The sequence below is a fragment of the Alicyclobacillus acidocaldarius subsp. acidocaldarius DSM 446 genome, from assembly GCF_000024285.1.
GTDB classification, from domain to species: domain Bacteria; phylum Bacillota; class Bacilli; order Alicyclobacillales; family Alicyclobacillaceae; genus Alicyclobacillus; species Alicyclobacillus acidocaldarius.
Genome location: NC_013205.1, coordinates 2,616,628 through 2,631,098 on the forward strand (window position 1 = coordinate 2,616,628; position 14,471 = coordinate 2,631,098).

Below are 14,471 nucleotides of genomic sequence, written 5' to 3' on the forward strand. Positions count from 1 at the left end.
ATAGAATATAGATATACAATGATCGGGAGCGTGGGATATGATGTGGAAATTTCCGTTGCTGGGCGAGGAAGAGAATGATAAAATGGAACCAAACAGGACAACAGCGAGGAAGAACGGAAAGAACCTTGAAAAACGAATAAAGCAGGGAGCGAGAGCACTCCCTGCAGCATTGGGGGCTTGCAAAATGTCCGTTGGGGTCAAACCCGATTTCAATATTTCAATTACAACCGAAACGCACCATGCGTCTCGGGAACGAATGGCCAATAAAGGCAATAAAAGTAGACCCTCCCCGGGTCAGTGGACATTTATGCAATAACAGATTTTGATGGGTTCACACGTTCAGTTGCCAATTAATGAAGAATTTTCCATTCGAGGACCAAAAAACAGCTTGTGCGAATGGTCCATCATAGTGGCCATCTATATTGTTGCCGCCGAAGTTGATGGCTCCTTGATCGGTTGTCGATGGATAGCGAATTTCCACATAGGGTTCTGTGTTGCTTGGGCTAGCACCGTGCGCAGGATTCAGCGTATAGTAGGAACCCGACACATTATTCCAAGTTGCGCCATTATTCAGAGAATATTGTGCGTCGATATTCTGGTTGGTGAAATCACCGATTGCTACAAACCAGTAATTCTTATTCGGGAACCCCTCCGGGAAGTTCACAGTCTTGATATACGTCCAGCCGTCTTTGTACCAAACTTGCGTATTGTCGATAATATATGCAGACTCCGATTTAATGTTCTGAATTTCGCTCGCAGTCAGCTCGTTGCTCAAATCTACAATGTCCTGTGCCCCTTGTTCTGTCAGGTGCAGGGTGTACACCCCGTTATTTTCGGTCGCCGTAACGTCCGGGCTGTCCGACACAATATTCGCTGAGTTTGAATTCGTCGTCCCGTACAGGATATACCAACTGTTTACTTCCCAGAAGTTATTCATTCCCTCGATGTGATTCATGATGTTCTGCAGATACCAGATTGGGAACCAGGTCGTCTGCTGCTTGCTGAGCGGTCCCGCCGCCGGATCAACGTATTCGAGCGCATATGGCGTCTCTACACATTGACCATTGACGTACACATTTCTCCGCTTTGGATCGTTTGTCGGTTGTACGGCTGGCATCGAGAACTTCATATTCGACGGCAGGGTCAGGTACCAGTTGTGCCCGTCCCACTTTGACTGAATGCCGAATTCCTCTTGCAGATAGTGCATAAGATACCAGATCGGCACATAGGTCGTGCTCTTTCCAGATGCAGGATCGACCGCTGTACCATCCTTAATGGCAGCAACTCCGTTCGCCTTCTTGTTATTGATGTACATGTTGAACCAGTTGCCCGGGCCAATCACGAGCGGGCCTGCCGGAAATCCTGGGGGCACCTCCGGAATGTTCACCGCCGGAAGTTGAATATTTGCTTCCGCCTTCGTATTCACTACTTCCGCATTCACATTTCCGCCATTCATCACTGCGCTCGTCGCACCAATTGCCGTCGCAAGCACCGCCGCTGCGCGAAACATGGCCGACCTGCCCATCTTCCTCGAATGCCTCTTTCCCATACGAGTCCTCCCTCTAATGTATTGGGTTGCTTCCCGAGACAAGAATAGCACACCTCCCTCCAGATTGTCTAGTGAAATTCCTGAATCGGAGAATAGATTCGCGCCTGCCCGTCAGCTCTCTCGCAGGGATTCGAGTAGCTTCGGGATCTGGGTCCGCACCACTCGGCTCTTCGTGATCGGGTTCCGCGCAATCGACACACCGACGAAATCCTCCAGATCCACCGCCTCGCACGGGCGCCCCGTCCAGGTTGCGCTCTCGCCTGTCGCAAGATCTGTCGCTCGCCTGGGTACTGAGCACAGCCGCCAGGCCTCCTCCGGGATATACGACACAAGCACGCGCGGAAACTGCCGGGCGGGGATGTCGTTCCGCAGGGCGAGGAGCCGCTCGTGCATCGCGTCAACGACCCGAGAGAATCGCGAAGACGGGCAGACAAACATCCAGAGCAGATTGTGCTCCGCGCCATCGCGCCGGAGGGCAAGCGCCCGCACACCCGCCTCGAATTTGCGGAGAACCCTCGCGGTCGTCTCCGTGCCGAGGTCCACCTCCAGCACGACCGGGTAGTTCCCCCGGCGCCCCTGGTCGTCCTCCGCATAGAATTCGAGATATGCGTCCGGGGTGTATTGCAATTGCCGAGATCGGTCCGTCTCCTCGAATCCATACATCTGGCACAGCTCCTCCCGGGCCTCGCGGGGACCGAGCCAGCGAACGAACCCAAACTTGGGCGGGAAGGACGCGACAATCGAATTGCACACGAGGGTATTCACCACGAGGTCGTGTGCCGCGAGACCGAAAGCCTCCTTCTTGCTCCGGGCGACACTTGAGTATTGGGACAGTGCGAGCCCTTCAGGTGTCGGGTAGTACAGAAATTCGCCGCGCAATCTGTGGTATTCCACCTGCCCAGCGCGGGCCATTTCGTGCAAGGCGGTCCGGATGGTCAATGGCGAGTGTCCAGTGATCGCAGCGAGCATGTCGCGGGAGAGCACACCGTACCGGGCGAAGGCGTCGAGATACGCCTGGTGGTGGTCCCGCCAGCTCGACACAGCCGCATGCTTCCGCCGCGAACGGGAAGCAGGCGTCGGCGGCTCCTTGCCGGGCGACGATGGGGGCGGCAAGGGCACACCCTCCAGGGACGGGATGGAATCGGGATCCTGCGGATCGGGAAGCAGTTCGTGTTCTGCCATGCTGAGTCTCCTCCTCTCGGAAATGGGCAATTGTGCACAGCCCGCGCCCTGTGTCCCCGCGCGGTGTTCTGGGTGTGCAGGTGTATATTTGCGCAACCAAAACAGTCGCGGAGACGGCATGTGCACCGAGCCGCGCCGGAGAGCCTCGGCAAGGGGCACAGCTCCAATGGGTGCGATGTGCGCAGGGGAATCCAAGGAAGGCGCGCAGGGAGACCATGCGCAAGAGCGGATTGCCGAGCGGTCCGGCGAGGTCTCCGTGTGCCCGCCCCGGACTCCTCCTGATATTTCCATTGTATCACTCAAGAATTGCACTTGTCAATGTATGGGAAATGTGCAGAAACACAGCGGGAGAATATTCGGCACACCGCCACATGAGCTCCTGGCACACCGCCGCGCCCAGTGGGTGTGTGCCCTGCCAGGGGGTCGGGGTAGATATCCGAAGGGACACAATATCTACCAAGGTAGATATTCCAACACCAAATATCTACCTCAACGAAGCCCGTCGCGACGCGGTTCCCGGGCTCCAGGTAGAAGGGTAGATATTTCCCGCCTACCCGAACCCCATGCCAGAAAGAAGAGAAGGGGGAGGGGGATTCCCCTCCCTGCTCATTGCGAGTTGGTGTCCTCCACCCAACCCGAAATGTCGATTTCCCACTGCGAACTCCCGCGACGCCCGCCAGCTTGTCGAAGGGTAATCCCGATTTGCGAAAGTATGTCTCGGAGGTCGCGAAACTTTCTCCCAAGTTCCTGGGCGGTTTTGCAGATTGCGCTAAATTCATCGCCAAATGCATTTTCCAGCGCCCTGTACCAATCGCTGGTCGTTTTCTTGAATCGTGGCCCGTTCTGTTTATGCCGTTCAAGATACTTCATGAGCAGGTCCACAAGGCCGGTTTCGTCGAGTATAAATTTCGACTGCCGAGAGAGGATAGCCTTCCACATGGCCGTATACCACTCAAGCATGCGCGCCTGGTCTTTGCCTTCGGCGTTCGCTATAGCCCAGGTCGACATGAGATCGACAAAGTCCCCCATGCGGTGTTCAATGGGCACATGCACGGGATCCCAGGAGCGCTCCGCCAGGAACTGTAGTAGTTTTTGGATGCTGTCGGCAATCTCACTCAAAATTTCGTTTCGATGCTGCAGCGTCCAGGCCAGAAGAGAGGATGCACGCTCCCGCTCCCCATTTTTTGCGTCATGCCATCTCCGAAGTGGTAAGTTCAAGCATCGCGACGCAATGTCCGCGCGCCCCCACGGCGGATTGATGGCCGTCAGAGCCACAAACGCGTCGGAGTTGACCGTGACTTCTTCGTCATTTCGGTACAACCTGCGCTGTTTGAACGTCCCTCGTTGATACACACGCGCGAGAATGTCCAAAATGCCCTTCGACGGGATGTATTCCGCGTTGTCGAAAGCCAGGACTCCCGAGTTTGCAAGCGTGGCAAAAAAGCTCCGGTCGTCGTTTGGCATATTTTGCGTCGGATCTTCCGCACATCCCCGGATGCAGGCCAGAAGAAGGTGTGCCAAGGTCGTTTTCCCGCTTCCGGGCGGTCCTTCGATCGACAGAATCGGATAGACCGGCACAAGCCCGCGCAGGAAGTTTGCAACAAGCCACATCTTCGCGGCTTGTTTGGTGTACTCCTCCGGTTGCCCGTCGGAGGTGTCCACAGCCATGGACCGAACCAGGCGGTCCAGAAGTCCCTGTGGGCGGTTGGAGGTATACTTCCAGGGCCGCAAATACGACCGGAGCAGAATGCTGCCCGCGCCGTTTTCGACTTCCTGAGGAGGCGCGTCCGCTGCGACGCGCAGCAGTTTGTTTCTTCCGCAGTCGATGTAGATGGCGCCCTCTTGTTTGTTGAACCCGCTCACGAACCCGACATACACACGATCGAAAACGTGCCGGTGTGTGCTGATCTCGTCCACGACGCTTCCGCGGAGCGACTGATCGGGGATCCGGAGTGTCGTAGACAGAAACGTGTCGAAATCCCCAGACTCGACTGGGATTACGTCCCCGGACGCCATCCGGTAGTACACACCCGATGTGTTGTACAGTTTTGCGTCCGCGTCGGGAAGGTTGGCACACACAAACTTGCCTTGTTCGGAAATCGTCTGGAAGGCCGCCTGAACGACGAAGTTGCGCCACCTGTAACTCCCACGATCAATGTGGCGTCCCAGGTCATCGTGGATGGCAAGAAGCTCTTGCGTGAACCTGCCCACGGACTCGAAACGTGCGTGCTGGTAGTAATTAAGCGCCTCTTTTCGCCGCACAGCTCGCTTCCACCACGCGTGGCTGTTCATCTCCTTGTGCAACCGGGACCCGGGGGCGAAGATTGCGGGATCTCTGGTCACCAGGTCGGAAAAAGGCAACAAGAAGAGCACTTGTTCTGTGAGATCATCGAGTGTTTGTTGCATGCGCCCCAGTTGTCGGACTCGAAACTTGTCCGCCTCACTAGTACCCAAGGATTCGCGCTCGTCCACAATGACTCGGGCGCAGTCTTGGAGTTCCCGGATGGTACTGTCGGCGAATTCGCGCAACCAGCGGGACTTCAAAGCAGCCGGCACAGCGTGTTTCGAGTCGCCCTCGAAGAAAGACAAGACTGCCCGGATTTTCCCCACGCGCGGGAACCGCTGGACAAGTTCTGCCTCTTCTTCGCACATGCGCTCTTTCGCCCGGCGAATATCCGCCAGGACCGACTGAACCCCCGAGCCCTTCCGCCACTTTTCGCGTTCGAGCGTACGGGCGGAAAGAGCAAAATCAGGATTTGTAAAAATTGCGATGATCAAGTCGGGGTCGAACCCACAAGCAACCATGGCGCGGATAGCAGTAAACTGATCCGCCGAACGGCTCGGATCCTGCCGTGCTTCCGGGCTCGGGTCTTCGCCTGTCCGAAGGAGAACCCGGATCCGCCTTGGCAGGCGCGCCACGGCGCGCTCGACCTCCGCGTCCGACACATCCCGGCCGGAAAGTTGCACATCCTGCTTGGAGGACGACGGTATGTGCCCCTCCGGAGATAGCGCGAGAAACGCCTCCGCCGGGCGCGGTGTGTCGTCCACCTCTTCCAAGGTTGCCAAAACAGGCGGTTCGGACTTCCGGTTCCATGTCCCCGGAATACGGAGGACGCGTGCGCGATCGAAGGTGTGGTCCGCACCGATTCGCTCTGCAAGCTCCCGCATGATGGACTCTGCTTGTTCAATGAACACAGGCTTGTCCAAATGAAAATACAAATGCAACCCGTGGCCGGAATGCGTGACCCAGTTTGGCGAAGCGGGCAACTTCTCCGCAAAGTCTTGCCACGAACCTGAGAAGTCGTCGATGTCGAGCCAGAGCACACGCGTGCGGGTGTGCACTTGGTCCTTGGTCACGTGTTTGGGGGAATATTTGCGCCGCGGGACAATGCCGATGTACGCCGCCTTGTTGGAGGGGATCATCCGGGCAAGCGTGTCTGCGACACCCTCGGGGCTATCTCCGCCCGCAACGCGGGCCATGCTCGCTTTCAGGACCGCGTTTTTCTGTGTCTCGTCCCGGAATGCAAGTTCGAAATAAAGAGCTCCATCGCCAGCCAGGGGCAATTGTGCAGCCACAAGTTTGCGCAGAAACGTTCTGGCCACTTCAAGGTTGGGAAGAAACTCCCCGCCTTGTTGCCGCGAGATCGTCTGTTCTTCATCAAGAGAAACCGCAAGAACATCCATGTTCATGGTTGAAATGTGCACCTCCGTGGAATTTCAATGGATTGAATTGATGAGTGGAATGAAATAGAAATCCATTGACGGAGGCACCGCTGTGCAATAAACTGAAAACAAACACGCTGCAGCGGCGCCGCCGTTGCGAAGAGGAAGCTGTTGAAAGGCGTGCGGGTGCCAGCCGTGCGCCTTTCGTCGTGTTTTCGTCCCCCTCTCCGCGATACTACACCACCTCCTTCCAAAACTCTGTGGCGAGATTGTAGAATGGACTGCCGACCCCTTGTCAAGCCCCCGAATCGACAAGACGAGGAGAAATTTTTCGAATCTCGGGGAACCGACGGGAAAAACGTAGAATGGGTGTGGAGGGGAGTACAAGACGGAACGTTTGTTCGCATCCCCTTGAATAACCCCCCTCCCCCCCCTCTGGTAATCGAGAACCGGACTAAGACTAGCCCGCAGATATCTACATATCTACCCCGAGCCCGGAAACCGCGTCGTGGCGCGGTTCGTTGAGGTAGATATTCATGCGCGGAATATCTACCTGGGTAGATATTGCCCCGGCTGATATCTACCCGGAAAGACCGACGGGCGGCACACTCCCCGGGGCGACGAGCGAAGGGAGTGGCGTGTCGGTTGGTGTCGGTCCCCCAGAGGCGGTGTGCCGGATTCGATGGACGACGAAGGACCGGATCCCCCCTCTGCACATTTCGGAGGAACGAGAGAAATTTCGCTTCGAGGGTGCACAGGTTGCACTGGAGCCCGAGAACCCGCGTCGTGCCGGGCTTCTTGAGTTGTGCACCTTCTCCGGGGAGGTTGCACTCGAAGGCTCGGAGGTTGCACAGCTCCCGGGAGGCGATGTGTCGATTGGTGGCGATTCGGGGGCGGTGTGCATTCGGATCCGTCCCGGGGCACATATCTCTCTCGCTTTCCGTGGCCCCGAGAAGACACATCTCCCCCTGGGGTACGTATCTCTGGCCGGGGGACATCTCGAATGCGCCTTCTCGATGCCTTCCGTGGTCTCGGAAATATGTGCTCCGCCGGAGATTCTGATCCCCCAGGGACGGTGTGTTGGATTTGATGGACGACGAAGGGCCAGATCCCCCCTCCCCCTCTGCATGTGTTGGAATGGAGAGGAGAAATTTCGCTTCGAGGGTGCACAGGTTGCACTGGAGCCCGAGAACCCGCGTCGTGCCGGGCTTCTTGAGTTGTGCACCTTCTCCGGGGAGGTTGCACTCGAAGGCTCGGAGGTTGCACAGCTCCCCGGGGGCGGCAATGTGTCGATTGGTGGCGATTCGGGGCGGTGTGCCTCTCCGGTCCGCTCTGCGGCACATATCTCGGAGGCTTCCGTGGCCCCGAGAAGACACATCTCCCCTGGGGGCACGTATCTCTGGCCGGGGGACATCTCGAATGCGCCTTCTCGATGCCTTCCGTGGTCTCGGAAATATGTGCTCCGCCGGAGATTCTGATCCCCCAGGGACGGTGTGTTGGATTCGATGGACGAGGAAGGACCGGATCCCCCCTCTGCATGTGTTGGAATGGAGAGGAGAAATTTCGCTTCGAGGGTGCACAGGTTGCACTGGAGCCCGAGAACCCGCGTCGTGTCGGGCTTCTTGGGCAGTGTACCTTTTCCGCCAGAGGGTACACAAGGGTACACTCGGGGGGCAAGAAGGGTACACAACTCCCGGGCGGTGTGCCGGATTCGATGGACGAGGAAGGACCGGATCCCCCCTCCCCCCCCTCTGCACATTTCGGAGGAACGAGAGAAATTTCGCTTCGAGGGTGCACAGGGTGCACTGGAGCCCGAGAATCCGCGTCGCGACGGGCTTCTTGAGTTGTGCACCTTCTCCGGGGAGGTTGCACTCGAAGGCTCGGAGGTTGCACAGCTCCCCCGGGCAATGTGTCGATGGGTGTCGGTCCCTGGCGATTCGGGGGCGGTGTGCATTCGGATCCGTCCCGGGGCACATATCTCTCTCGCTTTCCGTGGCCCCGAGAAGACACATCTCCCCCTGGGGCACGTATCTCTGGCCGGGGGACATCTCGAATGCGCCTTCTCGATGCCTTCCGTGGTCTCGGAAATATGTGCTCCGGCGCAGATTCCGATCCCCCCAGGGGCGGTGTGCCGGATTCGATGGACGAGGAAGGGGAGGATCCCCCCTCCCCCCTCTGCACATTTCGGAGGAACGAGAGAAATTTCGCTTCGAGGGTGCACAGGTTGCACTGGAGCCCGAGAATCCGCGTCGCGACGGGCTTCTTGAGTTGTGTACCTTCTCCGGGGAGGTTGCACTCGAAGGCTCGGAGGTTGCACAGCTCCCGGGAGGCGATGTGTCGATTGGTGGCGATTCGGGGGCGGTGTGCATTCGGATCCGTCCCGGAGCACATATCTCTCTCGCTTTCCGTGGCCCCGAGAAGATGGGGATTCGATCTGCCCACGTATCTCTGGCCGGGGGACATCTCGAATGCGCCTTCTCGATGCCTTCCGTGGTCTCGGAAATATATGTTCCGGCGCAGATTCCGATCCCCCCAGGGGCGGTGTGCCCTTCCGGTTCGATTTCCCCCACCCAAGGTTCGTTTCCCATCCCGCACCGAACCCAAACATCTGTTTGTATTTCTCGATCCGAACATTTGTTTGTATTTCGCATTCTCTCGGATATAGCAAGGGCCGCCACCCCAACTCCGGGGCAGCGGCCTGTCTTTATCAGATGGAGCGGGTGAGGGGAGTCGAACCCCCGCCGCCAGCTTGGAAGGCTGGAGTTCTACCGTTGAACTACACCCGCATGTCACGGCAAAGAGAATATCAGATTCGTGGGGAGGATTCAAGTCCAATCAACCGCCCAGATCTCTGCGCTGGTCATCAAAAAAAGGCAGGCCGCATCCGGTTGAGCAGCCCGCCGTTTCAGACCCGCGAAGCCTGAGCATTCCATGCCGCTTGAGTTGACTGCCCACGGCGATCTGATACCGTTGCGTCAAACGCCGTTGTTGTACGCCGGCACCAACAGGAAGAACAGCACGAAGATGATCAGAAACACCACAGCCCACTGCGTGTAGGCGCCAAAGCATCCGTACATGATGGTCCCTCCTTCCGCGAGGATCACCACCATGCTACGGAGAGGGAGACGAAAGCGACGCGGTCTTTGTCCCGGCCACGCGAAGCGGTGGGCCACAGCGTCACGCGATGCGGGCCGATCGAGCGTTCATCCGCCACACCATCCCCCAAAGAAGGGCAATCGACAGTTCGACGAGTGCCCCCAGGAGACACGCCGCCCAGGTCATGCACGAGATGAAAGTGAACAAGATGCCTAGGCCGACAGCGACGCCGAGCCCCCATCGGTAGAACCCTGCCCTGCTCATCTGTCCATTGGGCCGCCCGGTCACGCCCCAGTGCGATGTCACGCGATCCGGCACGCGCGTCCGATACCGCCGCCACATGGCCACGTGAACCAGGAGCATCGCGGCGGACACGGCCAGCGTGACAAGACCTGCAACGGGATGGAAGGGCAAGACGCTTGCGGGCGGCACGGCGGGAATGGCACCCATGGAGACATGGCGCACCAGCGCGTCGAGTCCGGGTGTGCCGAGAATGACGAGCGCGTGGCCGTCCGATACGGCGAGCCGAGGCGCACCGGCGAGTACGTACACATCCGCCACCTGCCCATTGTTCAGGCGAAACAGACCGCTCGCATAAGCACCTGTGCTCGTCCCGAGCAGGCGATCCGCCAACCCGTAGACGCCGTTCTGCGTCACCCAGGCCGCGTGCGCGCGGGCGAGATCGATTTCGGTTACACCAGCATTCGTGCGCACCCGCAGCACACCGCCGACCAGCCGCCACCCGTTTCGGAGACCGGAGACAAAGACGTACACAGCCAGAAGAAACGGTACACTGGGAGGAATCCAGAAGAGGGCCGCGAAGCCCCCTGCCCCGCTTTCCCGGAATGCGCGGTGCGCCAAGAGCCCCACTGCGATGAGCAGAACGGCGATCCCGACACAAATCCAAATGCTCGGATCGTGCAGCACCGTCCCCGCCGTGGGCTGATCACCGACGTAGCCCGCCATGATGGTCACCCCTTCGCACATGCGCCGTGGACAACGGACATCCCCGGCCGTACGATGCAACATCCGATGCAGAAAGGAGGAGCAACGGTGAAGCGAAAGAAGCCGATTGTGATTGTCCTCCACCCTGGACAGCGGGTCTTGGTCGTGGCGCGCGGCAAGCGTCGCCATCACAAGTGAACCTCGGACCGCAACCGACTTGAGCGAAGAATCCCGCAATTCCGCCGTCAAGTCAGCCCCCGCTCGTCCGCTGCCGCCAAAAACTGCACGCCCCGAAACGTCCCGTCATCGGGCGTTTCGGGGCGTCTGCACCCGTGGTGGGCCCACCAGGGCTCGAACCTGGGACCAACCGGTTATGAGCCGGCCGCTCTGACCGACTGAGCTATGGGCCCTTGCGCGTCTCCTCACAGTATATCACACGGCGACCATGTTGTCACTGTTCGGAGGAGCGCGCCCCGCGCGCCCGAAGTTGCCGCGTCGCCTTCACAAGCCGTCCGCGGTTCAGGCGAACGTGAGGGGCCCAGGCTCAAGCCCTTCCACGAGAATGACCCGCGCGGGCGCGGCATCGATCCCGGTGAGCTTGAGCGGCAGCGCAATCATGAAATACGCGCCCGGTGGCACATCCTTCAGCCGCAACCCCTCGAGCACCACGATGTCCTTCGACAGAAGGGCCACGTGCGTCGCGTGGTCCGGCTGGGATCGCTCGACGCCAAGGCCGTCCGTTCCCACGCCGCGCACGCCGATCTCGGCGAGGTAGCGGGCGCCGTCCTCCTTCAGGTAAATGAACTCGAAGTTAAACGTCTCCTCGAACGAATTGCGCGTCTTGAAGAGGAGAAACTCGCCCGCCTTCGGCGCGTGCGGCTCCAGATCGGCCCGCGTAATCCCGTCCTCCACGCCGGTGAGATCGATCACGCGGCACGGGCCGATGAGCTTGTCCAGTCCGACGGCCTCGATGGTCTTGCCGCCGGGCACCATGTGCAGCTCGGCGTCGATGTGCGTGCCGGTGTGCGCGTCCAAGTGCAACCGGGTCTCGTGCGCAGACCCGGTTTGGAAGTCGGACGTGGTTTCGAAGCTCGGCCGCTTGTCGTCCTTGTTCTTGTACACCTGCATGCCCTCGTGGATCAGCATGCTCACGTCGTACACCTTTGGCATTTACCGCTTCACCTCCACGAGGTGGCCGACGGCCCGCTCCAGATCCTGCATCGGCGACTCGTTCCCGTAGAGCGGCCACCACAGGCCCGGGTTTGGCTGGACGAGATCGTCCGAAGCCTTCGGGCCCCACGTGCCGGCCTTGTACGTGTCAAGCGGCACGCGATCCTCGGCGAACGCGTTGGCAATCGGATCGACGAACTTCCACGCGAGCGCCACCTCGTCCCAGCGCGTGAAGAAGGTCGAATCCCCGTGCATCGCGTCGTGCAACAGGCGCTCGTACGCCTCGGGCGACTTGTCGGCCGGCTGGCTGAACTCGAGTGCAACCGGTACGACGACGTTCTCCGTGCCCGGCCGCTTGACGTTCACCTGCATGTACATCCCTTCGACCGGGTTGATGCGGATGACGAGCAGGTTCGGGCCCAGCTTCCCGTCCTGGTTGAAGTACAGGTGCTCCGGCATGTTGCGGAACTGGATGACAATCTCGGTCGACTTCTTCGGCATCCGCTTGCCGGTGCGGATGTAGAACGGCACGCCCGCCCAGCGGAAGTTGTCGATAAAGAGCTTCGCCGCGACGAAGGTCTCCGTCTTCGAGTCCGGCGCCACGCCCGGCTCCTCGCGATAGCCCGGCACGGGCTTGCCGTCGATCTCGCCCGCGGCGTACTGGCCGCGCACGACGTACTGCCCGACCTCGTCCTCGCGATAGGCGCGAAGCGATCGCAGTACCTTCACCTTCTCGTCGCGGATGGCCTCCGTGTGCAGGCGGCTCGGGGGCTCCATGGCGACCATCATGACCATTTGCAGCATGTGGTTCTGCACCATGTCGCGCAGCGCCCCGGCTGTCTCGTAGTACGAGGCGCGATCCTCGACGCCCACGGTCTCGCTCGACGTGATCTGGACGCAGGCGATGGAACGGTTGTCCCAAAGCGGGCCGAACATCGAGTTGGCGAAGCGGATCACCTCGATGTTCTGCACCATCTCCTTGCCGAGGTAGTGATCGATGCGGAAGATCTCGTCTTCCGAAAACGCGGTCGACAGCTCCTGGTTGAGCTCCGCCGCGGACTGGTAGTCGTGCCCGAACGGCTTCTCGATGATGAGCCGACGCCAGCCCTTCGTGTCGGCGAGCCCTGCCTTCTTCAGATTGAGCGCCGTCTCGCCGAAGAAGCGCGGCGCCATCGAGAGGTAGAACAGCCGATTCCCGCCGTGGTCTTTCTCTTTCTCGATCTCGACCACGAAATCGGCGAGCTTCTTGAAATCGTCCTCGTTGTCGACGTTGCCCGCGATGTAGTGAATGCGCGGCGCGAGGCGCGACCAGACGTCCTCCTCGACGCCCTCCTTCACGAACGAATCGAGCGCCTTGCGCACCTCGTCGCGGAACGAGTCGTCCGTGTAACTGCGGCGTGCGGTGCCGACGATGCTCATCCCGTCCGGCAACAGCCCCTTCTTCTCGAGCTGATACAAGGCGGGGAACAGCTTGCGGTGGGCGAGATCGCCCGTCGCGCCGAACAGCACGAAAACGTGCGGCGGCACCTGCCTGCGGGTGTTGACCTGGCTCTCCACTCCCATAGCACTCCATCTCCTCTTTGTATATCAGTCCGCTTCCATTCTACACAAAGTCGTCACAGACATACAGAGGCCGAGCGGATGCCCGCTCGGCCGTAGTCTTCGATCTTTTGTCCGATGTTATGTCGCGTCCCGCACGGCCTCGTTCTCGCGCTGCTGTTCGCGCGCGAGCTGCCAGCGCAGGTACGCGTGAATGAACGGATCGATCTCGCCGTCCATGACCGCCTGCGTGTTCGACGTCTCGTAATTCGTCCGGTGATCCTTCACGAGCGAATACGGGTGGAACACGTACGAGCGGATCTGGCTGCCCCAGGCGATTTCCTTTTGCTCGCCGCGCAGCTGCGCGAGCTCCTGCTCCCGCTCCTCGCGACGCTTGGCCGCGAGGCGCGATTTCAGGATCTCCATCGCGCGGGCGCGGTTCTGGATCTGGGACCGCTCGCTCTGGCACGTGACGACGATCCCGGTGGGAATGTGCGTAATCCGCACCGCGGAGTCGGTGGTGTTCACGTGCTGGCCTCCCGCGCCGGTGGACCGGTACGTGTCGATGCGCAACTCCTCCGGCCGGATCTCGATGGAGTCGTCGTCCTCGGCGATCTCGGGGATGACGTCCACCGACGCGAACGACGTGTGCCGCCGCCCCGACGCGTCAAATGGGGAGATGCGGACCAAGCGGTGCACGCCCTTCTCCGCCTTCAGATAGCCGTAGGCGTTGTGACCCTTGACGAGGAGCGTGACGCTCTTGATGCCCGCCTCTTCGCCAGGCAGGTAGTCGAGCACCTCGACCTTGTAGCCGTGATCCTCCGCCCAGCGCGTGTACATGCGCAGGAGCATCGAGGCCCAGTCCTGCGACTCGGTGCCGCCCGCCCCGGGGTGCAGCTCCAGAATGGCGTTGTTCTTGTCGTACTCGCCCGACAGCATGAGCTGCAGCTCGAACTCGTCCATCTCGGACTTCAACTGTTCCGCCAGCCGGTTGGCCTCGGCGAACAGGTCGTGATCGTCCTCCTCCTGCGCGAGCTGCAGCGCCACCTCGGCGTCCTGAAGGAGCGACTCAAGCCGCCTCATCGTGTCGACGACCGACTTCACGCCGTTCATCTCCGCGATGATCTTCTGGGCGCGGTCGGGATCGTCCCAGAAGTCGGGCGCGGCCATCAGCGCCTCGAGCGTCGCAATGCGGTGCTCTTTGCCCGCGACGTCAAAGAGACCTCCCGAAGTCCGCCAACCTGGTGGCCATGCTCTTCAGTTCCTGGCGAAGCTCGCCGTACGTCTCTGCCATGTGACTCATCACTCCCTGCGATGTTTCGGTCGT

At 59.9% G+C, this 14,471-nt stretch carries 7 protein-coding genes and 2 tRNA genes; all 9 read right to left on the bottom strand.

Annotated elements, in window-relative coordinates; genetic code table 11:
• Positions 1 to 331: 331 nt before the first annotated feature.
• On the bottom strand, positions 332 to 1,525 hold the full coding sequence (locus AACI_RS12570) for a hypothetical protein (RefSeq protein ID WP_218917086.1): 1,194 nt from the start codon (positions 1,523 to 1,525) through the stop codon (positions 332 to 334).
• A 135-nt stretch (positions 1,526 to 1,660) separates the two neighbouring features.
• Positions 1,661 to 2,731: a replication-relaxation family protein gene (locus tag AACI_RS12575; protein ID WP_012811790.1), complete on the bottom strand. Its 1,071-nt coding sequence runs from the start codon at positions 2,729 to 2,731 to the stop codon at positions 1,661 to 1,663.
• Between the two features lie 606 nt (positions 2,732 to 3,337).
• The gene (locus tag AACI_RS12580; RefSeq protein WP_218917087.1) at positions 3,338 to 6,334 is read right to left on the bottom strand and encodes a DNA-primase RepB domain-containing protein; all 2,997 of its coding nucleotides are present in this window, start codon (positions 6,332 to 6,334) and stop codon (positions 3,338 to 3,340) included.
• A gap of 2,772 nt (positions 6,335 to 9,106) precedes the next feature.
• Positions 9,107 to 9,180 (bottom strand) — tRNA-Gly (locus tag AACI_RS12585).
• Positions 9,181 to 9,571: 391 nt separating this feature from the next.
• Positions 9,572 to 10,477 carry a DUF1648 domain-containing protein gene (locus AACI_RS12590; RefSeq protein ID WP_245530618.1) on the bottom strand — a complete coding sequence of 302 codons (906 nt, stop codon included), beginning with the start codon at positions 10,475 to 10,477 and terminating at the stop codon, positions 9,572 to 9,574.
• A gap of 291 nt (positions 10,478 to 10,768) precedes the next feature.
• Positions 10,769 to 10,845 (bottom strand) — tRNA-Ile (locus tag AACI_RS12595).
• A gap of 109 nt (positions 10,846 to 10,954) precedes the next feature.
• Complete coding sequence (locus AACI_RS12600; protein WP_012811795.1) at positions 10,955 to 11,605, bottom strand: cyclase family protein; 651 nt, start codon at positions 11,603 to 11,605, stop codon at positions 10,955 to 10,957.
• Complete coding sequence (gene zwf, locus AACI_RS12605; RefSeq protein ID WP_012811796.1) at positions 11,606 to 13,168, bottom strand: glucose-6-phosphate dehydrogenase; 1,563 nt, start codon at positions 13,166 to 13,168, stop codon at positions 11,606 to 11,608.
• A gap of 117 nt (positions 13,169 to 13,285) precedes the next feature.
• Positions 13,286 to 14,438, bottom strand: a protein-coding gene (gene prfB / locus AACI_RS12610; RefSeq protein WP_012811797.1) for a peptide chain release factor 2 whose coding sequence is annotated in 2 segments (ribosomal slippage) — positions 13,286 to 14,359 and positions 14,361 to 14,438 — 1,152 coding nt in all. Because the reading frame shifts where the segments join, the coding sequence is not laid out codon by codon here.
• Positions 14,439 to 14,471: the final 33 nt, after the last annotated feature.